15 protein-coding genes are annotated in these 23377 nt (G+C 70.4%); 4 read left to right on the plus strand and 11 right to left on the minus strand.

Going from position 1 to position 23377, the window contains the following annotated elements:
* Positions 1-120 precede the first annotated feature (120 nt).
* The 7 genes from ACGFX9_RS04250 to hrcA all read right to left on the minus strand — a co-directional run bounded on the left by ACGFX9_RS04250 (position 121) and on the right by hrcA (position 8791).
* Positions 121-3369 (minus strand): S41 family peptidase, encoded by a 3249-nt coding sequence (locus tag ACGFX9_RS04250; RefSeq protein ID WP_393464292.1) that lies wholly within the window; start codon positions 3367-3369, stop codon positions 121-123.
* Positions 3370-3414: 45 nt separating this feature from the next.
* The gene (locus ACGFX9_RS04255; protein ID WP_393464295.1) at positions 3415-4011 is read right to left on the minus strand and encodes a hypothetical protein; all 597 of its coding nucleotides are present in this window, start codon (positions 4009-4011) and stop codon (positions 3415-3417) included.
* A gap of 132 nt (positions 4012-4143) precedes the next feature.
* Positions 4144-4572, minus strand: a complete 429-nt coding sequence (locus tag ACGFX9_RS04260) for a VOC family protein (RefSeq protein ID WP_393464297.1) — start codon at positions 4570-4572, stop codon at positions 4144-4146.
* Between the two features lie 39 nt (positions 4573-4611).
* A complete protein-coding gene (locus tag ACGFX9_RS04265) occupies positions 4612-5361 on the minus strand; it encodes a 16S rRNA (uracil(1498)-N(3))-methyltransferase (RefSeq protein ID WP_393464299.1) in 750 nt (249 codons plus the stop codon).
* On the minus strand, positions 5358-6467 hold the full coding sequence (locus tag ACGFX9_RS04270; RefSeq protein WP_393464302.1) for a nitronate monooxygenase: 1110 nt from the start codon (positions 6465-6467) through the stop codon (positions 5358-5360). Before ACGFX9_RS04270 ends, ACGFX9_RS04265 begins: the two co-directional genes overlap by 4 nt.
* A 167-nt stretch (positions 6468-6634) precedes the next feature.
* Positions 6635-7774, minus strand: coding sequence for a molecular chaperone DnaJ (dnaJ, locus tag ACGFX9_RS04275; RefSeq protein WP_393464305.1), 1140 nt, complete (start codon positions 7772-7774; stop codon positions 6635-6637).
* Complete coding sequence (hrcA, locus tag ACGFX9_RS04280; RefSeq protein WP_351160429.1) at positions 7775-8791, minus strand: heat-inducible transcriptional repressor HrcA; 1017 nt, start codon at positions 8789-8791, stop codon at positions 7775-7777. It abuts the gene before it with no gap.
* A gap of 201 nt (positions 8792-8992) precedes the next feature.
* Between hrcA and ACGFX9_RS04285 the strand changes: the two genes are divergently transcribed.
* The gene (locus tag ACGFX9_RS04285; protein ID WP_393464308.1) at positions 8993-9736 is read left to right on the plus strand and encodes an MBL fold metallo-hydrolase; all 744 of its coding nucleotides are present in this window, start codon (positions 8993-8995) and stop codon (positions 9734-9736) included.
* 35 nt (positions 9737-9771) lie between these two features.
* Entirely contained in the window at positions 9772-10587 is an 816-nt protein-coding gene (locus ACGFX9_RS04290) for a DUF3097 domain-containing protein (RefSeq protein ID WP_393464311.1), read from the plus strand.
* Positions 10588-10800: 213 nt separating this feature from the next.
* On the opposite strand, the gene hemW is transcribed toward ACGFX9_RS04290, so the two are convergent.
* Both hemW and ACGFX9_RS04300 read right to left on the minus strand, forming a co-directional pair.
* Entirely contained in the window at positions 10801-12033 is a 1233-nt protein-coding gene (hemW, locus tag ACGFX9_RS04295) for a radical SAM family heme chaperone HemW (RefSeq protein ID WP_393464314.1), read from the minus strand.
* Between the two features lie 108 nt (positions 12034-12141).
* Positions 12142-14055: a SpoIIE family protein phosphatase gene (locus ACGFX9_RS04300; RefSeq protein WP_393465632.1), complete on the minus strand. Its 1914-nt coding sequence runs from the start codon at positions 14053-14055 to the stop codon at positions 12142-12144.
* Between the two features lie 285 nt (positions 14056-14340).
* Between ACGFX9_RS04300 and ACGFX9_RS04305 the strand changes: the two genes are divergently transcribed.
* Both ACGFX9_RS04305 and ACGFX9_RS04310 read left to right on the plus strand, forming a co-directional pair.
* Complete coding sequence (locus tag ACGFX9_RS04305; RefSeq protein ID WP_393465635.1) at positions 14341-18462, plus strand: HAMP domain-containing protein; 4122 nt, start codon at positions 14341-14343, stop codon at positions 18460-18462.
* 12 nt (positions 18463-18474) lie between these two features.
* A complete protein-coding gene (locus ACGFX9_RS04310) occupies positions 18475-19059 on the plus strand; it encodes a two-component system response regulator (protein WP_393464317.1) in 585 nt (194 codons plus the stop codon).
* A 25-nt stretch (positions 19060-19084) separates the two neighbouring features.
* Here the strand turns inward: ACGFX9_RS04310 and ACGFX9_RS04315 are convergent, their stop codons facing one another.
* Both ACGFX9_RS04315 and lepA read right to left on the minus strand, forming a co-directional pair.
* Positions 19085-20974 (minus strand): AMP-dependent synthetase/ligase, encoded by a 1890-nt coding sequence (locus tag ACGFX9_RS04315; protein WP_393464320.1) that lies wholly within the window; start codon positions 20972-20974, stop codon positions 19085-19087.
* A gap of 364 nt (positions 20975-21338) precedes the next feature.
* Positions 21339-23210 carry a translation elongation factor 4 gene (lepA, locus tag ACGFX9_RS04320; RefSeq protein WP_393464323.1) on the minus strand — a complete coding sequence of 624 codons (1872 nt, stop codon included), beginning with the start codon at positions 23208-23210 and terminating at the stop codon, positions 21339-21341.
* Between the last annotated feature and the right edge of the window lie 167 nt (positions 23211-23377).

Consider the following 23377-nt stretch of genomic DNA (forward strand, 5'->3'; position numbering starts at 1 on the left):
GAGCGACGCCGCACCCCCGCTCAAGCCCAGCGCACGCACCCCCGCTCAAGCCCAGCGCACGCACCCCCGCTCAAGCCCAGCGCACGCACCCCCGCTCAAGCCCAGCGCACGCGACCCCGCTCAGAGGCCCGGCAACCCCGGAGCCGACTTGGCCGGGGTTTCCGTCAGGGCCGCCAAGGCCAGGCGGATCGCCTCGTCCAGCTGGGGGTCCCGGCCCGCCGCGTAGTCCTCCGGGGTCACCACCACCTCCACGTCCGGGTCAACGCCATGGTTCTCGACGCCCCACCCGTACCCCTCAAGCCAGAACGCGTACTTCGGCTGCGTCACCAGCGTCCCGTCCACCAACCGGTACCGGCTGTCGATGCCGATCACCCCGCCCCACGTCCGCGTACCCACTACGGGACCGATCCCCAACGCCTTGATCGCCGCGTTCACGATGTCCCCGTCCGACCCCGAGAACTCGTTGGCGACGGCCACCACAGGCCCCCGGGGCGCGTCCGCCGGATAGCTGTAGGGCTGCGATCCCCGGGGCAGGTCCCAGCCCACGATTCTGCGGGCCAGTTTCTCCACCACCAGCTGCGACGTATGCCCGCCCCGGTTCTCCCGGACGTCGACGACGAGCCCCTCCCGGGCGACCTCCACCCGTAGATCCCGGTGAATCTGCGCCCACCCGGGCGCCTGCATGTCCGGCACATGCAGATAGCCGAGCCGTCCCCCGGACCGCTCATGGACGTACGCACGGCGGTCCGCGACCCACGCGTGGTACCGCAGCGGCTCCTCGTCGTCGACAGGCACCACCACCGCGTGCCGGGGCTCGCCCCCGCCGGCGGGCAGGATGGTCAGCTCGACGGGCTTCCCCGCGGTGCCCACAAGGAGCGGCCCCGGCCCCGTCACCGGATCGACGGGCCGCCCCGCGACGGCTAGCACCGCGTCCCCTGCCCGCACCGCGACCCCGGGCGCGGCAAGCGGCGAACGGGCCGAGGGGTCCGACGTCTCCGAGGGGAGGATCCGGTCGATACGCCAGACACCACCACCGTCGGCCTCACCCTCCACGCTCCGCGAAACGTCCGCCCCCAACAGCCCCTGCCGCCCCTCAGCACTCCCCCAGTGCCCGCCCGGCACCACGTACGCGTGCGAGGTCCCGAACTCCCCCGCCACCTCCCACATCAGGTCCACGAGATCGTCATGCGTGGCCACCCGCCCCAGCACCGGCCGGTACCGGTCGAGCACCGCCTCCCAGTCCACCCCGCCCAGATCGGGCCGCCAGAAGTTGTCCCGCATGAGGCGCCCCGCCTCGTCGTACATCTGGCGCCACTCGGCGGCGGGATCGACGCTCTGCCGTACCCGGGAGAGATCGACGGTGATGTTGGAGTCGGAGCCGTCCTCGCCGGAGGCACGCCTGTCGCTCGGGACCACCTTCAGCTTGCCGTCGACCCACAGCAGGACCCGCTTCCCGTCACCGCTCACGGCGAAGTGGTCCGCGTCCAGGGCGAGTTCCTCGACGTGCCGCTGCACGAGGTCGTACCGTTCGAGCTCGCTCTTGGGGTCGGGGTCGGACGGTGTGGCCCGCGAGGCCCCCAGCACCCCCCGCAGGGGGTGCCGCAGCCACAGCACACCGTCCTTGGCTGCCCGCAGCGTCGAGTACCGGGCGGCCTCGACGGGGAACGGCACGATGCGGTCGGCGAGCCCGTCGAGGTCGATGCGTGTGACGGGCGCGCCCTCGCTCTCCGGCGTCTCGTCCTTGTCGGGCGCCTCGAACGCCCGCCCGTGCCGCTGCGCCCCGAAGGGCGAGGGGGTGGTGGCGGCCAGCGTGATGAGGTGGGGCCGCGATCCGCCGACGAAGGCGAGGTCGAAGACATGCTCGTCGTAGACGGGGTCGAAGGCGCGCGCGGACAGGAAGGCCAGATGCTTCCCGTCCAGGGTGAACGCGGGCGCGTAGTCCCGAAACCGCAGCGGAGTCGCCTCGGACACCGAGAGGTCAGCGGTGTTGGCCAGCTTCAGCTGCCGCAGCGGCCGAGGCCCGGGATGCGACCACGCGAGCCAGGCCGAGTCCGGCGAGAAGACGAGCCCGGTGGCATCGCCGTGCTCCGCGCGGTCGACCTCCCGCACCTCACCGCTCTCCCGCTCCACCAGCAGCACCCGCCCGTCGTGCGAGGCGACGGCGGCCCTGCTCCCGTCGGGCGCCATGGCGAGCCCGTGCACCCGGCCCAGCTGCCCGGCGGCGAGGCGTCGCGGCGTGGCGCCGGGGGCGAGCCCGGTCGCGGGCGCGAACTCAAGGGCGTCGTCGCCCTCCGCGTCCGTCACCCATACGACGCGTTCCTCGCCCTCGACCCGGAACGTACGCGGCAGCCGCGCCCGCACCCCGTGCTCTGCGGCGAGCGCGCGGGCCGGCCCCTCCCGGTGGGTGACCCAGTGGACGCCACCGCGTACGGAGACGGCGCTGCCCCGTCCCGTGTGGTCGGGCGCGGCGGAACCGAACCAGCGTGCCGCGCTCACGGGGTGCGGCTGGAGGTCGACGCGCTGGCCGCCGAGGCGGATGTCGATGCGGCGTGGCTCGGCTTCCAACAGGTCGTCGAGCAGCCAGAGTTCGCCTGCCGACGCGTACACCACGCGGGTGCCGTCGGTCGCCGCGTGCCGGGCGTAGAAGCCGTCGACGCCGCTGTGCCGCCGCAGCTCGGACCCGTCGGGCAGCGAGGAGTAGACGGCGCCCACGCCTTCGTGGTCGGAGAGGAAGGCGACGTGCTCGCCCACCCACAGCGGGTACTCGATGTTCCCGCCGAGCTCTTCGTGGACGCGTACGAACCGGGACTCCTCGGCAGGTTCCCCGCCCCCTCCCCGGATCCACAACTTGCCCGCCGTGCCGCCCCGGTACCGCTTCCACCAGGCGGCCTCGCGCCCCATGGGTGCGGAGAGCAGCAGCACTTGCCCCTCCCCGGGGCCGTATGCGACGTCGCCCACGATCCCGTACGGCAGCGTGTCGGCGGGCCCTCCGTCCAGTGGCACGGCCCGCGCCCAGCTGCGCCGCAGGGATGCCTGGCCGTACGTACTGACGGCGAGGACCCGCCCGTCCGGGGTCCAGCCCCGCACCGCCGTGCGCGAACTGCCCCAGTACGTAAGGCGTTTGGATGGCCCGCCGTCGACTGGGGCGACATGCACCTCGGGCGCGCCGTCCCGTGTGGACGTCCAGGCGACGGTGGTCCCGTCGGGGGAGATACGGGGATGGTTGACCGGCATGTTGTCGGCGCTGACCCGCCAGGCCCGCCCGCCGTCGAGAGGAGCGACCCAGACGTCGTCCTCAGCGGTGAAGGCGACCAACTCGCCGTGCAGATGCGGAAACCGAAGATACGCAGGGTGCCCAGTCTGTGTCACACAGCCAGCGTAAGCAGCAGCGGCGCAGTCGGACAGCGCTTTCGATCACTTGCCCTTGAAGCACGAGCAGGTCGGGTCCGGCTCCCGCGGCGGCGGATCGGCCGTGACGGTCACGGTGACGGTGGGCGCGGGAGGCTGATGGGAGGCAGGGGGGTCGGAGGGTTCGTGGGAGGGCTCATGGGACGGCTGATGGGACGGCTCATGAGAAGGCTCGCCCCCACCGTCGCTCCCACCGCCGCCGCCCCCGGAGCAGTCCCCCAGCACGTCCACCCGGAACCACACCTTGCCCCCGACCTTGGCGGTCAGGTCCCCCCGCACGCACCGCCCGTCGACGAGCTTCCACACCTTGCCCTTGATGGTGATGTCCGTGGTGCCGCCAGGCCCCTTCCCCTCCTTGGCCTGCCCCTGGCAGTCCACGGTGGCGACGGTGTCGCGCTTCGGCGTACCACCGGCCGGGGTGGACTTGTCCTTGAAGGTGGCGGTACAGCTGACCCACAGCACGTCGAGGTGCTGCCGCTCCAGCTCCTTGGTCCCCATCCGGTCGACGGTGATCGCGATGGCCGCGGAGTTCATGCCCCCGTCGACGGGGTCGCACGCGGCGGCCCCGAGCACCCCGGCACCGGTGAGCGCGACGGCACACACCACCCGCCGGTGACGGCTTCGCGAGCCCCCCGCATGATCACGTAAACGCCTCAATGCCCCCATAGGCGGCAGAGTGCCACCACGAGCCGCACGACGACAGTCCCCTTTGCGTCCTCTTCGAAGGCGGTGCCCTCAGCCGCGCAGCAGCAGCCACTCCTGCAGTTCCACCAGGTTCCCCTCGGGGTCCTTGAGATGGGCGACCCGCATGCGGTCGGTCAGCGGCGTCGGGCCGTGTGCGATGGTTCCGCCGCGTTCGGTGATCTGCGCGCAGTACGCGTCGAGGTCGTCGACCCGCAGCACCACCAGGGAGCGGTGACCGGTCGCGGGCTCAACCAGTTCTCCCGACTCACCCAACTCACCCAGCTCACCCGTTCCGCCCAGGAAGCGGGCCATCATCGAGCGGTCCTGGAGCGCGATGCCCGCGGAGCCGGTCGCCGGGCTGAACTTCTCATAGGGCCCCTCCACCGCCCCGGACTGCGGCTTGAGGCCGAGGACTTCGGCGTAGAAGTGGTAGCAGGCGCTGAAATCCGTCACGAGCAGCCGCACTTGGGCCAGTTCCACGGCATCCTCCTCGACCTGGGCTCCACCCGGAGCGGGGATTCAGGACCAGCGGCCCGTGCGGCCGAGGAGCAGTGCGGCCGCCGCCGTCCCCGCGGTCGACGTACGCAACACGCTACGCCCCAGGCGGTACGGCTTCGCTCCGGCTTGCGCGAAGGCCGCGAGCTCGTCCGGGGACACTCCGCCCTCGGGACCGACCACCAGGACGATGCGCCCGGCCTGCGGAAGTCCCGCCGTGGCCAGCGGTTCGCTGCCTTCCTCGTGCAGGACTGCGGCGAAGTCGGCCGCGGCGAGCAGCGCCGCGACCTGCTTGGTCGACGCCGCCTCCGCCACCTCGGGGAACCGCACCCGGCGGGACTGCTTGCCCGCCTCGCGCGCGGTCGCCCGCCACTTGCCGAGCGCCTTGAGGCCGCGCTCGCCCTTCCACTGCGTGATGCAGCGGGACGCGGACCAGGGCACGATCGCGTCGACGCCGGTCTCCGTCATCGTCTCGACGGCGAGTTCACCGCGGTCGCCCTTGGGCAGCGCCTGCACGACGGTGATCCGGGGCTCCTGCGGCGCCTCCTCCTGTACGGAGTCCATCCGCAGGATCAGCCGGTCCTTGCCCTCGGTGTCCATGACCACGCAGTCGGCCCAGCGTCCGGCGCCGTCGGTCAGGACGACGTCCTCACCGGCGTGCAGCCGCTTCACGGAGACGGCGTGACGCCCTTCGGGGCCACCGAGTACGTAGCGTCCGTCGCCGCCCGCGTCGGCGTCCTCGAAAGTCTCGACGACGAAGACGGGCGCGGTCATGCCTGACTCCCCGGCTGGTTTCCGGGCTGGTTCCCCTGCTGCCCTCCGGCCGCCGACGCGGCCTTCGACTCGGCCAGTTCGGCGGCCAGGACCTCCACCAGCTGCCCGGCCGGGAGCTCCCGCGCCATGCGGTGCCCCTGCCCGGCCCACAGCGCCATGCCCTGCGCGTCACCTGCCTTGGCAGCGGCCTTGCGCAGGCCGCTGGTGAGGTGGTGGACCTGGGGGTAAGCGGCGGGGGCGTACGGCCCGTGCTCGCGCATGAAGCGGTTGACCAGGCCCCGCGCGGGGCGCCCGGAGAAGGCGCGGGTCAGTTCGGTGCGGGTGAACAGCGGATTGGTCATGGCCTGCTTGTGCAGGACGTTCGCGCCCGACTCGGGGCAGACGAGGAACGCCGTGCCCAGCTGCGCCACGTCCGCGCCCGCCGCGAGGACCGCGGCGATCTGCGAGCCGCGCATCAGGCCGCCGGCGGCGATGACCGGGATCTGCACGGTCTCGCGCACCTGCGCGATGAGCGAGAGAAGGCCGAGCCCAGCGCCGTCCGTCTCGGGGTTGTCGCGGTGCGTGCCCTGGTGGCCGCCGGCCTCGATGCCCTGTACGCATACGGCGTCCGCGCCGGACCACTGGGCGGTCTGCGCCTCTTCGGGCGTGGTGACCGTGGCGACGGTGATCGTGCCGACCCGTGCGAAGGCGTCGAAGACGTCACGCGTGGGGCACCCGAAGGTGAACGACACGAGCGGCACCGGGTCGTCCATCAGGATCGCGAGCTTGGCGTCGTAGCCGTCGTCGCGTCCGCTGTCCGGGTCCCCGAGCTGCGTCTCGTACCAGGCGGCCTCACCGGCGAGCTGGCTGCGGTAGACGTCGATCGCGGCGGCGTCGGCGTACTCGGGCTGCGGCATGAAGAGATTCACGCCGAAGGGCTGACTCGTGAGCCCCCGCAGCTGTTTGATCTCCTGGTACATCCCGTCGGCGGTTTTGTACCCGGCGGCGAGGAACCCGAGCCCCCCGGCTTCACAGACAGCCGCGGCGAGCTGAGGGCACGAAGCGCCTCCCGCCATGGGGGCCTGCACGATCGGATAGTGGCAGAGATCGGTCAGCGCGGAGGACATGAACGCATCGTGCCATGCCCTGGCCGGGCGGCCGAATCGCCCTGACGCCGGGCCCGCGGGCGCCTGCGGCGGGCAACAGACTTTCCCGCCCACCCGCCCGATACCCCGCAGGAATCAACAGTGCTCCGGCACCGGGGAACCAACCCCCGTGCCGGAGCACCAGAACCTCAACGGCCGTTGAACGCGTCCTTGAGACGCGAGAACAAACCCTGCTGCCCCGGCTGGAACTGCCCGGTAGGCCTCTCCTCGCCGCGCAGCGCCGACAGCTCCCGCAGTACCCGCTCCTGCTCGGCGTCGAGCTTCGTCGGTGTGAGGACCTCGACGTGCACGATGAGGTCACCGCGACCGCCGCCGCGCAGATGCGTGATGCCACGGCCGTGCAGCGGCACCGACTGGCCGGACTGCGTGCCCGGCCGGATGTCGACCTCCTCCAGACCGTCCAGCGTCTCAAGGGGCACCTTGGTGCCCAGAGCCGCGGCCGTCATGGGGATGGTGACCGTGCAGTGCAGATCGTCCCCGCGCCGCTGGAACACGGCGTGCGGCAGCTCGTGGATCTCCACGTACAGGTCACCGGCGGGGCCGCCACCGGGGCCGACCTCGCCCTCGCCCGCGAGCTGGATCCGCGTGCCGTTGTCGACACCGGCGGGGATCTTCACGGTGAGCGTCCGCCGCGACCGGATGCGGCCGTCGCCGGCGCACTCGGGGCAGGGCGTGGGCACGACCGTGCCGAAGCCCTGGCACTGCGGGCACGGCCGCGAGGTCATGACCTGGCCGAGGAACGACCGCGTGACCTGCGACACCTCGCCGCGACCGCGGCACATGTCACACGTCTGAGCGGACGTACCCGGCGCGGCACCTTCACCGCTGCAGGTCGTACAGACGACCGCCGTGTCGACCTGGATGTCCTTGGTGGTCCCGAAGGCCGCCTCGTCCAGGTCGATCTCGAGCCGGATCATGGCGTCCTGGCCACGGCGCGTGCGCGACCGGGGGCCGCGCTGCGACGCCGTCCCGAAGAACGCGTCCATGATGTCCGAGAAGTTGCCGAAGCCACCGGCCCCGAAACCGCCCGCACCACCGCCGCCGCCCGCCTGGGACAGCGGGTCGCCGCCGAGGTCGTAGACCTGCTTCTTCTGCGGGTCCGACAACACCTCGTACGCGGCGTTGATCTCCTTGAAGCGCTCCTGAGTCTTCGGATCCGGATTCACATCCGGGTGAAGCTCACGCGCCAGCCTCCGGAAGGCCTTCTTGATCTCGTCCTGGGAAGCGTCGCGGCGCACGCCTAGTACGGCGTAGTAGTCCGTGGCCACTTACGACTCCGCCAGGATCTGTCCGACGTAACGTGCCACTGCGCGTACTGCTCCCATCGTTCCCGGATAGTCCATGCGGGTCGGTCCGACCACGCCGAGCTTGGCTACTGCCTCGCTGCCCGAACCGTAGCCGACGGAGACCACGGAAGTAGAGCTGAGTCCCTCATGGGCGTTCTCATGACCGATCCGTACGGTCATGCCCGAATCGGTGGCCTCGCCAAGCAACTTGAGCAGGACGACCTGCTCCTCAAGGGCCTCGAGGACGGGCCTGATGGTGAGGGGAAAGTCATGCCCGAAGCGGGTGAGATTGGCCGTTCCGCCGATCATCAGCCGTTCTTCGGTCTCTTCGACGAGGGTTTCGAGGAGCGTGGAGAGCACGGTCGCCACCGTGCCCCGGTCCTCGGCGTCGAAGGACTCCGTCATGTCCTGCACCAGCTGCGGCACGTCCGCGAAGCGGCGGCCGGCTACGCGGCTGTTGAGCCGCGCCCGCAGATCGGCGAGCGAGGTCTCACCGAACGGGGCGGGACAGTCGATCATGCGCTGTTCGACCCGGCCCGTGTCCGTGATCAGTACGAGCATCAGGCGGGCGGGAGCCAGCGAGAGCAGCTCCACATGCCGCACCGTCGAGCGCGTGAGGGAGGGGTACTGCACGACCGCGACCTGCCGGGTCAACTGCGCGAGCAGCCGCACCGTACGAGCGACGACGTCGTCGAGGTCGACGGCGCCGTCCAGGAAGTTCTGGATCGCCCTGCGCTCCGGCGCCGCCATCGGCTTGACGCCCGCGAGCCGGTCGACGAAGAGGCGGTACCCCTTGTCGGTCGGGATGCGTCCCGCGCTCGTATGAGGCTGGGCGATGAACCCTTCCTCCTCAAGCGCCGCCATGTCGTTGCGGACGGTGGCCGGGGAGACCCCCAGGCTGTGCCGCTCGGTCAGCGCCTTGGAGCCGACGGGCTCCTCGGTACCGACATAGTCGTGGACGATGGCGCGCAGCACCTCGAGCCTGCGTTCACTGAGCATCCGCGCACACCTCCACCTCTTCGCCCTGATTCCTGCCTGATTCCGGCCTGAATCCTGTCTGCCCTTGGGCTTCGCCTGGCACTCACCTCGGGCGAGTGCCAGTCTTCGCCGCGCCCAGTGTACGGCCGTGAGGTACGACCTGGGCAAGGGCCGGGCAGCAGAGCGGCTGCCCAGCCGTCCGCACCGGGCTAGCGTCGACTCATGGACGTGGCACTGGGATGGGACGAGGCGGGCTGGGAGCGGCTCGCGCCGCATGTGGGGCGGAGGCGTCTGCCGGTCTGGGACTGCACGGCGGGGCTCGTGGTCGGCGGTACGTCGGCCCTGATGATCGAGGCGGGCGCGACCCTGCGGGAGGGTGCGGAGCTGCGCACCCAGGCCCGGGGCATCCTCGGCGGCGGGCGGCGGGTCACCCACCTCGCCCTGACGCATCCGCACTTCGACCATGTGCTGGGGGCGGCGGCGTTCGCGGGCGTGGAGGTGTACGGCGCGGTCGGCCTCGACATGCTCCTCGCGAAGGGCCGCGACGAGCTGCGCGCCTCGGCCCTGCGGCACGGGGTCGCGCCGGACGCCGCCGCGGAGGCCGCCGATCTGCTCGTCCGCCCGCACCACTTGGTGTGCGGGGAGTGGACGCTCGACCTGGGCGGCGGGGTGCAGGTGCTGCTGGCGAACGTGGGTCCTGGCCACTCGGGCCACGACCTGGCGGTCCTGGTGCCCGGCACCGCGGACACCCCGGAGATCGTCTTCTGCGGTGATCTGGTCGAGGAGTCGGGGGAACCGCAGGCGGGCCATGACGCGGTGCCGAAGCGGTGGCCGGCGGCGCTCGACCGGCTGCTCGACCTGGGTGGGGATGACGCGCTGTACGTGCCGGGGCATGGTGCGGTGGTCGATGCGGCTTTTGTCCGTGCGCAGCGCGCCACTCTGGCGGCTCGCTTCGGCGTGTCGTAGCCGGCCTCCCGCTTCTTCTTCCTATCGTCGGGAAAATGCGCCAGTACTCCGCCGATCTCACCCCGCCCTGGAAGAAGCCGAAGCCTGTGCCGGAGGTCGCCGCGGAGGCGGACCTCGTGGTGGAGGAGCTGGGCACCGGGTTCTGCGGGGCGGTGATCCGCTGCGAGAAGACCGCCGAGGGGCCGACGGTGACCCTGGAGGACCGCTTCGGCAAGCACCGCGTCTTTCCGATGGTGCCGGGGGGCTTCGCCCTGGAGGGCCGGACGGTGACGCTGGTCCGCCCGACGGCTACTTCTCCTGTACGTCCCTCTCGTACCGCCTCTGGGTCGGTGGCCGTTCCGGGGGCGCGGGCCCGGGTCGCCCGCGCGGGGCGGATCTACGTCGAGGGCCGCCACGACGCGGAACTCGTCGAGCGGGTGTGGGGCGACGACCTGCGGATCGAGGGCGTGGTCGTCGAGTATCTGGAGGGCATCGACGACCTCCCCGCGATCGTCGCGGAGTTCGCTCCGGGCCCCGACGCGCGGCTCGGTGTCCTGGTGGACCACTTGGTGCCGGGTTCGAAGGAGTCCCGGATCGCGGCGGAGGTGAGCAGTGCGCACGCGTTGGTGGTGGGGCATCCGTACATCGACGTGTGGGAGGCGGTGAAGCCGTCCTCGGTGGGTATCGCGGGGTGGCCCCGGGTCCCCCGCGGACAGGATTGGAAGACGGGCGTGTGCGAGGCGCTCGGCTGGCCCCTGAACACGGGCGCCGCGTGGCAGCGGATCCTGGGCTCGGTGCGCAGCTACCGGGATCTTGAGCCTGCGCTGCTGGGCCGCGTGGAGGAACTGATCGACTTCGTGACACTCCCCTAGCCCGCCCGCTTCGCGGCGGATTTTTTCCCTCCCACCCACCCGATTGCCCCGTAGCGCGACCTGATCACCGGGGTGCGCGTTCGGTTGCCACGCAGCACAGCCTGATCGCCAGGGCCGCAGCCAAGCCATTTTCAGCCCGTCCGGCGTTTGAGGACGAACTCGGCGGAGCCGGTGATCTGCGGTGCGCGTGAGCCGGGGGGGCCGGGGGCGTCCTCAGTCCACCAGGTCCCGCACCACCGCGTCCGCCAGCAACCGCCCCCGCAGGGTCAGCACAGCCCGGCCCTCGTCGTAAGGGGCGGCCTCCAGGAGCCCCTCCGTCAGGGCCCGGCGCGCAGCCTCAAGCCCGGCCGGCCGCAGCAGCGTCAGCGGACACCCCTCAAGGAGCCGCAGCTCAAGCAGTACCCGCTCCACCCGCCGGTCCTCCGCGGCAAGCACCTCCCGCCCGGCCCCGGGCGACCGCCCGGCGGCCAGCGCCCCGGCGTACGCCCCGGGATGCTTCACGTTCCACCACCGCACGCCCCCGACATGGCTGTGGGCCCCCGGCCCGGCCCCCCACCAGTCGGCCCCCCGCCAGTACAGCTCGTTGTGCAGGCACCGGCCCGCCTCGGACGTGGCCCAGTTGGACACCTCGTACCAGGAGAATCCCGCGCCGCCAAGCACCTCGTCGGCGATCAGATACCGGTCCGCGTGCACGTCGTCGTCCGTCATCGGGACCTCGCCCCGCCGGATACGCCGCGCCAGCTGCGTGCCCTCCTCCACGATCAGCGCATAGGCGCTGACGTGGTCGGGCCCGGCTCCGATTGCCGCGTCAAGCGAGGCCCGCCAGTCGTCGTCGGTCTCTCCGGGGGTGCCGTAGATGAGGTCCAGGTTGACGTGCTCGAAGCCCGCCGCCCGCGCCTCCGCCACGCATGCCTCGGGCCGCCCGGGCGTATGTGTGCGGTCGAGCACCTTCAGTACGTGCTGCCTGGCGCTCTGCATCCCGAAGGAGATCCGGTTGAAGCCGCCCTCGCGCAGCTCGCTCAGATACGCCGGATCGACCGACTCCGGATTCGCCTCCGTGGTGATCTCCGCGTCGTCCGCGAGGCCGAACTCCTCGCGGACGGCCGCCAGCATGCGGACGAGATCGGCCGCGGCCAGCAGCGTCGGCGTACCGCCTCCGACGAAGACGGTCTGTACGGGGCGGGGGTCGTCCCCCAGGGTCTTGCGGGCGAGCCGCACCTCGTCGGTCAGGGTGTCCGCGTAGTTGTCGCGTGAGGCGAGCACACCGCCGGAGCCGCGCAGCTCCGTCGCCGTGTAGGTGTTGAAGTCGCAGTAGCCGCAGCGCGTGGCGCAGTACGGAACGTGGAGGTAGAAGCCGAGCGGACGGGCTTCTGCCCCCTGAAGGGCGGACGCGGGAAGCGCCCCGTCCTCGGGCATGGGCTCACCATCAGGCAGTGCGGAAGGCATACCTTCGATTGTCCCGCACCGCCGGAGAAGCGAACGCCGCCTAGGAGGTGACCAGCGCCCCGCCCCACAAAGCAGCCCGCCCCCTCCACCGCCCCCGGCGCGCAGAAATCACTGCGCCTGCAACACGAGCACCGCCAGATCATCATCCGGCGGCCGATCAGAAAACTCGTGCACCAGCCTTTTGATCCGCTCCGCCACCAGCACCGCGTCAAGGCCCGCGCAGCTCGCGAACGCCGTCGCGAGGCCGTCTTCGTCGTCGAACATGTGACGGCCGGTGCGGCGCTCCGTCACGCCGTCCGTGACGCAGAGCAGCGTGTCGCCCGTCCGCAGGTCGAAGGTCTCGCTCGTGTACGTCACGTCGTCTATCACCCCGAGCAACAGCTGGGACGAGACCGGCTCCCGCACCGTCCCGTCCGGGGAGAGCACGAGCGGCAGCGGATGTCCGGCGCTGGCCAGGGTGCAGCGGATGCCGCCTCCGTCTATGGGCACCAGCTCGCCGTAGAGGAGGGAGAGGAAGCGGGACGTGGCCCCGTCGGTCGGCACGCCCTGGCCGCCCGCCACCGCGACCACCGCCGCGGCCGCCGCGTCCGCCGCTTCGGTCGCGTCGTCGAGAAGGAGTTGGTTCAGGCGGTCGAGGACCTCGGCGACCTCGTACCCCTCGCGGGCGAGCAGCCGCAGCCACGGCCGGGCGAGGCCGATCACGACGGCCGCCTCGACGCCCTTGCCCTGTACGTCGCCGAGCGCGAAGCACCAGCGGCCCTTGCCGGCCTGGAACACGTCGTAGAAGTCTCCGCCGGGGCCGCCCTTGTCCCGCGGTTCGTACACCACGCCGCTGCGCACCCCGGGGATCTCCGCGACGGAACTCGGCAGCAGGCCGCGCTGGAGGACCTGGCTGATGGTGGCCTGCCGCTGATAGCGCCGCGCGGCGCTGATGGAGAGCGCGACGCGGCGGCTGAAGTCCTCGATGAGGCCGGTGACTTCGTCGGCGAAGCGCACCGTCCCGGCCCGCCCGATGATGAGCGTGCCGAGCGAGCGCCCGCCCGCCGTGAGGCGGTACGCCAGGGCCGTGCCGGGCGCCTCACCGGCCAGCGCCTCGGTGGGCCAGCGCACGGGGACGGCTCCCGATCCGGCCAAGGCGGGCAGCTGCGGCGGGTCCTTCTCCAGGGCCCGGCGCAGTTCCTCTATCCGCTGCTCGCTGGTGTGCCACACGCGGGCGAGGCGTGTCCCGGAGAACCCTCTGCCGTCGCCGCGTCCGCCGACCTCGGACTCGTCGTCGAGCCATACCGCGCACCAGTCCGCGAGCCGCGGCACGAGCAGCTGCCCGGCGAGCGCCGCCACGAGGTCCTCGTCGAACTGGCCCGCGAGCAGATCGGACGCCTCTGCGAGGAAGGAGAGCGCGCCGCGGTTGACCCACTCCGTGTCGTGCGCGATCCGATTCGGCAGCGGCGCGAGGATCTCGGCGGCGCGCACTCCGCGCTGCTGGGCCTGTTCGTTGGCGTACGACTGGAGTTCCTGGCCGGCGGCCGGGACGCCGTCGACGGGCAGGCGGGCCCAGACGGCCTTGGTGCCCGTTCGGTAGGTGATGCCCCAGGACTCGGAGAGACTCGCGACGAGCCGCAGGCCCCTGCCGTACTCGGGGGTGCCGGGCGGCTGGGGCGCGGGTTCGTTGCGGACGGAGCGGGCGGGGTGGTGGTCGGAGACCTCGATGACGAGGCTGTCGGCGCTCTCTCCCAGGCCCGCCTCGTCGAGGCGGCACATCAGCTCGACCGTGGTGCCCGCGTGCACGACCGCGTTCGTCACGAGTTCACTGGCCAGGAGCACGGCGTCGTCCGCCAGGCGGTCGGTGATGCCCACGGCCGCGGGCACCGCGAGCTCGGTCCAGTCGGCGAGCGCCGCGCGCACGAACCTGCGCGCGGCGGCGGGCGCAAGAGAGTTTCCGGGCAGTGATGTGCGCACCACCGCCGGGGGTCCAGGTTGGTGTCCCGGTTGGGCGGAGGCACGGAAAGTGGTCTCCCGTTGCATCGGAATGGACCCCACGTTTCGGCTCCTGAGCAGTTCGGTCGAATACGCCTCAGGCGACACGGACAGAGTGACAGACTGGCCACGCCCATAAGCACCGAGTTACTGAAGTGGGCCGTTATGAGTGAGAACAGTGCTATGCCCGCGCTCGGTTACGGTCGGATTCCGGCCCCGAAACCGGCACCAGAACCCACGTCACGCACCGGGTCCGCCACGGACGCGGCAGTAGAGAACATCCCGGAGACCGCCCCGGAAGCGAGCTCCGATCTGCGCCCCCTCCTCGCCGCCATGCGGGCCGCGCGTGACGGGGACTTCACCAAGGTCTCGGTGACCGGCGACGGCCTGACGGCCGAGCTGCACACGGTTTTCAACGAGATGCTGGACCGCTCTCTCCACTTCGACGGTGAACTGGCCCGCGTACGCAGGGAGATCATCCGTCACGGGCACCTCGACGAGCGGTTCTCCGCGAGTCCGGGGCACGGCAGCTGGGCCACGCGCGTGCGGGACGTCAACTCCCTGCTCGACGCCCTGGTCGCCCCGGCGGCCAACGCGACACGTGTCCTGAACGCGGTCGCGGGCGGTGACCTCACCCAGCGTGTCGACCTGCACGACGGCTCCCGCGAGCTGCGGGGCGACCTGCGGCGTCTTGGCCGCGCGGTGAACACGATGGTGGACCAGTTGTCGCTCTTCACGGGCGAGGTCACCCGGGTCGCCCGCGAGGTCGGCACGGAGGGGCGCCTCGGCGGGCGTGCCAAGGTGCGGGGGCTTTCCGGGAGTTGGCGGGACGTGACCGAGGCCGTGAACACGATGGCCGCGAGGCTCACCGCCCAGGTGCGCGACATCGCCCTGGTGACGACGGCGGTGGCGCAGGGCGACCTGACACGTACGGTCACGGTCGAGGCGACGGGCGAGCTGCTCGAACTGAAGCTGACCGTCAATACGATGGTCGAGCAGCTCTCCGCCTTCGCGGCCGAGGTGACGCGTGTCGCCCGCGAGGTCGGCACGGAGGGTCAGTTGGGCGGCCGGGCGCAGGCCCGCGGTGTGTCCGGCGTGTGGAAGGACCTCACCGACAACGTCAACTTCATGGCGTCGAACCTCACCTCTCAGGTGCGGAACATCGCCCAGGTCACCACCGCCGTCGCCAACGGCGACCTGAGCCAGAAGATCACCGTCGACGCCCGGGGCGAGATCCTGGAGCTGAAGTCGACGGTGAACACGATGGTGGACCAGCTCTCCGCCTTCGCCGACGAGGTCACCCGCGTCGCCCGCGAGGTCGGCACGGAAGGGAACCTCGGCGGCCGGGCTCAGGTGCGCGGCGTGTCCGGCGTATGGAAGGACCTCACCGACAACGTCAACTTCATGGCGGACAACCTCACCTCACAGGTGCGGAACATCGCGCTGGTGTCGACGGCCGTCGCCCAGGGTGACCTCGGCAAGAAGATCACGGTCGAGGCGAAGGGCGAGATCCTCGAACTGAAGTCGACCATCAACACGATGGTGGACCAGCTGTCCGCCTTCGCCGACGAGGTCACCCGCGTGGCCCGCGAGGTCGGCACCGAGGGCAACCTCGGCGGTCAGGCCCAGGTGCGCGGCGTGTCCGGCGTATGGAAGGACCTCACGGACAACGTCAACTTCATGGCGCTGAACCTCACCTCACAGGTGCGGAACATCGCCCAGGTCACCACGGCCGTCGCCAACGGCGACCTCTCCAAGATGATCACGGTGACGGCGCGCGGCGAGATCCTTGAGCTGAAGGACACCGTCAACACGATGGTGGAGCAGTTGCGTGCCTTCGCCGACGAGGTGACCCGGGTGGCCCGTGAGGTCGGCACGGACGGCCGGCTCGGCGGGCGGGCCCAGGTGCTCGGCGTATCGGGGGTGTGGAAGGACCTCACCGACAACGTCAACTACATGGCCGACAACCTCACCGGCCAGGTCCGCAACATCGCGCAGGTCGCGACGGCGGTGGCCCAGGGCGACCTCTCCAAGAAGATCGACGTGGACGCGCGCGGCGAGATCCTGGAACTGAAGACCACCATCAACACCATGGTGGACACGCTGTCCTCCTTCTCCTCCGAGGTCACCCGTGTGGCCCGCGAGGTCGGCTCCGAGGGTCAACTGGGCGGCCAGGCAAGGGTCGAGGGCGTCTACGGCACGTGGAAGCGCCTGACGACGAACGTGAACGAGCTCGCCCTGAACCTCACCACCCAGGTGCGCGCGATCGCCGAGGTCGCCTCGGCGGTGGCGCAGGGCGACATGACCCGCTCCATCACGGTCGAGACCCGCGGCGAGGTCTCCGAGCTCAAGAACAACATCAACGTCATGGTCTCCAACCTCCGCGAGACCACCCGCGCCAAGGACTGGCTGGAGTCGAACCTCGCCCGTCTCGCCGGTCTGATGCAGGGCCACCGTGACCTGATGGAGGTCGCCGACCTGATCCTGCGCGAGCTGACCCCGCTGGTGAACGCGCAGTACGGCGCCTTCTTCCTCGCCGACCCGGAGGCCGGGGACGCCACGACGCTGCAGACGCCCCCGGTCAAGGGGCTCGCCTTCATCGCCGGGTACGGCTCCGCGCAGGGCTCGGTCGTCGACACCGGCGCGATGCCCGCGCACGGTCTGGTGCGCCAGGCAGCGCTTGAGAAGAAGCGGATCCTCGTCGACGAGGTACCGACCGACTACATCAAGATCACTTCCGGGCTCGGGGACGCCGCCCCCGCCAGCCTCGTGATCATCCCCATCCTCTTCGAGGACAAGCTGCTCGGCGTGATCGAGCTGGCCACGTTCTCCCGCTTCTCGGATGTACACCTCGCGTTCTTCGACCAGTTCGTGAGCACGATCGGCGTCGCGATCAACACGATCATCGCCAACTCCCGTACGGAATCACTGCTCAGCGAGTCCCAGCGGCTGGCCACCCAGTTGCAGGACCGCTCGGACGAACTCCAGCTCCAGCAGGCGGAGTTGCAGCGGTCGAACGCGGAACTCGAGGAGAAGGCGGCGCTGCTCGCCACCTCCTCGCAGTACAAGTCGGAGTTCCTCGCGAACATGTCGCACGAGCTGCGCACCCCGCTGAACTCCCTGCTCATCCTGGCCCGGCTGCTCTCCGACAACCCCGACAGCCATCTCTCCGACCAGGAGGTGCAGTTCGCGACGACGATCCACCGCTCGGGCTCGGACCTCCTCCAGCTCATCAACGACATCCTCGACCTGTCGAAGATCGAGGCCGGCCGGATGGACGTACGCCCCAAGAAGCTCCCCCTCATCAAGGTCCTCGACTACGTCCACGCGACGTTCCGTCCGCTCACCCTCGACCGCGGGCTCGCCTTCGACGTGTCGGTCGGCGAGGACGTGCCGCGTGAGATGTTCTCGGACGAGCAGCGGCTCCAGCAGATCCTGCGCAACCTCCTGTCGAACGCGGTCAAGTTCACCGCGACCGGCCGCGTCGAACTGCGCGTGAGCCGCGTCAAGCACGCCGAGCGGCGCCACCACGACGGCAGCGACCTGCTCTGTTTCGCCGTCAAGGACACCGGCATCGGCATCCCCGCCGACCAGCTCCCGGCCATCTTCGAGGCGTTCCAGCAGGCCGACGGCACCACCAACCGCAAGTACGGCGGCACCGGACTCGGCCTCTCCATCAGCCGCGAGATCGCCGGGCTCCTCGGCGGGCGCATCACCGCGGAGAGCAACCCGGGGCAGGGCTCCACCTTCACGCTGTTCGTGCCCGTGGTGCACCCGGGGCACGGGCCCGCCGCGGTGGCGTACGAGGCGACAAGGCCGATCATGCCTCCCTCGGACCCGGAGGAGGAGGCGGTCATGACCCCGCACGCGTTCCGCGAGCAGGACGACAGCTGGCCGACACCGACCAAGCTGGAGGAGTACCGGGAAGGCCCCGCGGGCCGGGTACTGCGCGGGCGCCGCGTCCTCATCGTGGACGACGACATCCGCAACGTCTTCGCGCTCACTCATGTGCTGAGCCGCGTCGGTATGCCCGTCCTCTACGCGGAGAACGGCCGTGAGGGAATCGAGACGCTGGAGCGCAACCCCGACACCGATCTCATCCTGATGGACATCATGATGCCGGAGATGGACGGATACGAAACCATCACCGCGATCCGCCGCACCCCGCGCTGGACCGGCCTCCCCATCATCGCGCTGACCGCCAAGGCGATGCCCGGCGACCGCGAGAAAGCCATCGAGCAGGGTGCCAGCGACTACGTGCCCAAGCCCGTGGACGTGGACCAACTGCTCACCGTCGCCTGCTCGCTCCTCGCCCCAGAGAGCGCGGGTGACGGCGTGGGCGGGGGCGTGGGTGGGGGTGCCGCGGAGCAGGCCGCACCCGCCACAACAGAGACCGTTGTTCCGGAACCGGCAGCCGCTCATGGGCAGACCGCTGCTGAGCCGACGACTGAGTGAGGCACTGCCACCATGAGCACACAGGTCATGAAGGACAACCGCGCGAGCATCCTCCTTGTCGATGACATGGAGGACAACCTGATGGCGCTCGAAGCCGTCCTGGGGTCACTCAACGAACCACTCGTACGCGCCCGTTCGGGCGAGGAGGCCATGAAGGCGCTCCTGAGGCAACGGTTCGCCGTGATCCTTCTGGACGTCCGCATGCCGGGCATGGACGGCTTCGAGACCGCGTCGAACATCAAGCGGCTCGACCAGACGAAGGACGTGCCCATCATCTTCCTGACGGGCACCGACAACGACGCGGGCTACGCCTTCCGCGGCTACGCGACGGGCGCCGCGGACTACCTCACCAAACCCTTCGACCCTTGGGTGCTGCGCGCCAAGGTCACCGTCTTCCTCGAACTGCACCGGAAGAACCAGCAGTTGGAGAAGATCCTGGAGCGCGATCAGCAGCAGTTCGACGAGCTGGCGGCCCGCCTCTCGGCGATCGAGGCACACATGGCCGCCAGCAGCCTCAAGGACGTGTTCGAACTGCGCCACCACGTGACGCACATGGAGGAGCTGGTGAAGGAGATGCGGCGCGGGCGGGGCGACTGACCCGCCCGCGCAGGGGACTTGCGGCTCAGGCCTCGCGCGAGCCCGCGTACATCTCGTCGATCAGGTGCTGGTACTCGCGCTCGACGACCGGGCGCTTCAGCTTCAGGCTGGGCGTCAGTTCGCCGTGCTCGATGTCGAGATCACGCGGGAGCAGCTTGAACTTCTTGACCGTCTGCCAGCGCTGGAGACCTTCGTTGAGCTGCTTCACATAGCCCTCGACGAGCTCGACCGTCGCCGGGGCGGCGACCACGTCGGCGTAGCTCTTGCCGCTCAGGCCGTTCTCCTTGGCCCACTGAAGGATGGACGGCTCGTCGAGCGCGATGAGGGCGGTGCAGAAGTTCCGGTCGGCGCCGTGCACCAGGATGTTGGAGACGTACGGGCAGACTGCCTTGAACTGGCCCTCGACCTCGGCGGGCGCGATGTACTTGCCGCCGGAGGTCTTGATCAGGTCCTTCTTGCGGTCGGTGATCCGCAGATAGCCGTCCGCGGAGAGCTCGCCGATGTCCCCGGTGTGGAACCACCCGTCGGACTCCAGGACCTCGGCCGTCTTCTCGGCGAGCCCGTGGTAGCCCTCCATGATGCCGGGGCCGCGCAGCAGGATCTCGCCGTCGTCCGCGATCCGGACCTCGGTGCCGGGCAGCGGCTTGCCGACGGTGCCGGTGCGGTAGGCCTCGCCGGGGTTGACGAAGGAGGCCGCGGAGGACTCGGTGAGGCCGTAGCCCTCCAGGATGTGGATGCCCGCGCCGGCGAAGAAGTAGCCGATCTCGGGAGCGAGCGCGGCCGAGCCGGAGACGGCGGCGCGCAGCCGGCCGCCGAAGGCCTCCCGCAGCTTGGAGTAGACGAGCGCGTCGGCGACCTTGTGCTTGGCGCCGAGCCCGAAGGGCACCGAGGCGGTGCCGGTCCTGCGGAAGTTGTCCTGGCTGACCTTCGCGTACTCGCGGGAGACGTCGGCGGCCCACAGGAAGATCTTGTACTTGGCGCCGCCGCCGGCCCGTGCCTTGGCCGCGACCCCGTTGTAGACCTTCTCGAAGATGCGCGGCACGGCGGCCATGTACGTCGGCTGCACCACCGGCAGGTTCTCGATGATCTTGTCGACGCGGCCGTCGACGGCGGTGACATGCCCGAGCTCGATCTGCCCGGAGGTCAGCACCTTGCCGAAGACGTGTGCGAGCGGCAGCCAGAGGTACTGCACGTCGTCCGGGCCTAGAAGACCGGTCGACGCGATGGCCTTGGCCATGTACGACCAGTTGTCCTGCGGCAGGCGCACTCCCTTGGGGCGGCCCGTGGTGCCGGAGGTGTAGATGATCGTGGCGAGCTGCTCGGCGGTGATCGCCGCGACCCGCTCCTTGATCAGCTCCGGGTTCTTCTCCAGGTGGGCCGCGCCGCGTGCCTCCAGGTCGGCGAGCGTGAGCACCCAGCCGTCGGGGTCGCCCTCGGCGGGCCCCGCGCCCTCGGCGTCGATCACCACGACGTGCCGCAGCTCGGGCAGCTCGGCCCGCTTCTCGCGCGCCTTGGCGAGCTGCTCGGCGTTCTCGGCGATCAGGATCCGGCTGCCGGAGTCGGCCAGGATGTAGGTGGACTCCTCGGCGTTGGTCTGCGGATACACCGTGGTGGTCGCCGCGCCGGCGCAGAGGATGCCGAGGTCGGCCAGGATCCACTCGACCCGCGTGGACGAGGCGAGCGCGACCCGCTCCTCGGGCGCGATGCCGAGCTCGATCAGGCCCGCGGCGATGGCGTAGACACGCTCGGCGGCCTGGCCCCAGCTGAGCGACTTCCAGTCGTCGGGGCCTTCGCCTGAGGCAGCCGGCACGGGATAGCGGTAGGCCTCGGCATCGGGCGTCGCCGCCACGCGCTCCAGGAAGAGATGCGCCACGGACGGCGGACGGTTCTCGATCAAGGTCTGTGTGTCGCTCACGACATCCTCCGGGCCCACGACAGTGCGGCGACTGGCTGGCGGCTGCTGGTGACTGGCTGCGGTTGACGGCCACGGCGGTGAGCTGCGGCCGTTGGCCGCGGCGGTGGGCCGCGGCTTCTTGTTTAACTTGCGAGTAACCTACGAGCAGTGATCAGAGTAGAGCGCCGAGGCCCGGCGCGTAAGGGGCTTCTGCCTGTCACTTCATACAGAACGGGTCCGTCGCGCAAGAGCGCGACGGACCCCGTTGAGATGCCTGTCCGTGGTTCCGTGATGCCGGTGTGCCGTCCGTGCCGGGCGGGACGGATGGTGCTTTCCGGCCCGGCCCCGGCTGCGGCCCCGACACCCGCTCCGACCCCGGCCCGGGTTACTTCTTGGCCTTGCCCGGGCCGCTGTCGTCGCTGGAGAGCACCGCGATGAAGGCTTCCTGCGGCACCTCGACGGAGCCGACCATCTTCATGCGCTTCTTGCCCTCCTTCTGCTTCTCGAGCAGCTTGCGCTTACGGGAGATGTCACCGCCGTAGCACTTGGCGAGGACGTCCTTGCGGATGGCGCGGATGGTCTCGCGGGCGATGACCCGGGAGCCGATCGCGGCCTGCACGGGAATCTCGAAGGCCTGACGCGGGATGAGCTCACGCAGCTTGGCCACCAGGCGCACCCCGTACGCGTATGCCGCGTCCTTGTGCGTGACGGCCGAGAAGGCGTCGACCTTGTCGCCGTGCAGCAGGATGTCGACCTTGACGAGCTGGGCCGACTGCTCGCCGGTGGGCTCGTAGTCCAGCGAGGCGTAACCACGCGTCTTGGACTTCAGCTGGTCGAAGAAGTCGAAGACGATCTCGGCGAGGGGCAGCGTGTAGCGGATCTCCACACGGTCCTCGGAGAGGTAGTCCATGCCGAGCAGGGTGCCGCGCCGGTTCTGGCACAGCTCCATGATCGAGCCGATGAACTCGCTCGGCGCGAGGAGCGTGGCGCGCACGACGGGCTCGAAGACCTCGTCGATCTTGCCCTCGGGGAACTCGCTCGGGTTGGTGACCGTGTGCTCGGCGCCGTCCTCCATGACCACGCGGTAGACCACGTTCGGAGCGGTGGCGATGAGGTCGAGCCCGAACTCGCGCTCGAGCCGCTCGCGGATCACGTCGAGGTGCAGCAGGCCGAGGAAGCCGACGCGGAAACCGAAGCCGAGAGCGGCCGATGTCTCCGGCTCGTACACGAGCGCGGCGTCGTTGAGCTGCAGCTTGTCCAGGGCCTCGCGCAGGTCCGGGTACTCCGAGCCGTCCAGCGGATAGAGACCCGAGAACACCATCGGCTTCGGGTCCTTGTAGCCGCCGAGCGCCTCGGTGGCGCCCTTGTGCAGCGAGGTGATCGTGTCGCCGACCTTGGACTGACGCACGTCCTTCACGCCGGTGATGATGTAGCCCACCTCGCCGACGCCGATGCCGTCGGCCGGGGTCATCTCGGGCGATGAGACACCGATCTCGAGGAGTTCGTGGGTGGCGCCGGTGGACATCATCCGGATCCGCTCACGCTTGTTGAGCTGGCCGTCGACGACTCGTACGTACGTCACGACGCCTCGGTAGGAGTCGTACACCGAGTCGAAGATCATCGCGCGCGCGGACGCGTCGGCGACGCCGACCGGCGGCGGTACCTCGGCGACGACCCTGTCGAGCAGCGCCTCGACGCCCATGCCGGTCTTCGCCGAGACCTTGAGCACGTCGTCCGGGTCGCACCCGATGAGGTTGGCGAGCTCCTCGGAGAACTTCTCCGGCTGGGCGGCCGGCAGGTCGATCTTGTTCAGTACCGGGACGATCTTGAGGTCGTTCTCCATCGCCAGGTAGAGGTTGGCGAGAGTCTGCGCCTCGATGCCCTGCGCCGCGTCGACGAGGAGGACCGTGCCCTCACAGGCCGCCAGCGAGCGCGACACCTCGTACGTGAAGTCCACGTGCCCCGGGGTGTCGATCATGTTGAGAACGTGGGTCTTGCCCTTCTCGGGGCCCTCCGAGGGGGCCCAGGGCAGACGCACCGCCTGGGACTTGATGGTGATGCCGCGCTCGCGCTCGATGTCCATGCGGTCGAGGTACTGAGCACGCATCTGCCGCTGATCGACCACACCGGTCAGCTGGAGCATCCGGTCGGCAAGCGTGGACTTGCCGTGGTCGATGTGCGCGATGATGCAGAAATTACGGATCAGAGCCGGGTCGGTACGGCTCGGCGCGGGCACATTTTTAGGGATCGCGGGCACGCAGGGTCCTGTCTCTTGAGGCGCCTGTCGCCTCGGGTCGGATCTATACGTAGGTTCCATGGTCCCACGGGTGAGGCACCGGTCCCGGTGTGGGCCGCTCGGGGTGGGGAGCCGGGCCCGGATTGGGCCGGCCGGGGAGCGGCTGGTAATCTGGGCAGCTGTGTCTC

The organism is Streptomyces sp. NPDC048436, from assembly GCF_043200355.1.
In the GTDB taxonomy this organism is placed as follows: domain Bacteria; phylum Actinomycetota; class Actinomycetes; order Streptomycetales; family Streptomycetaceae; genus Streptomyces.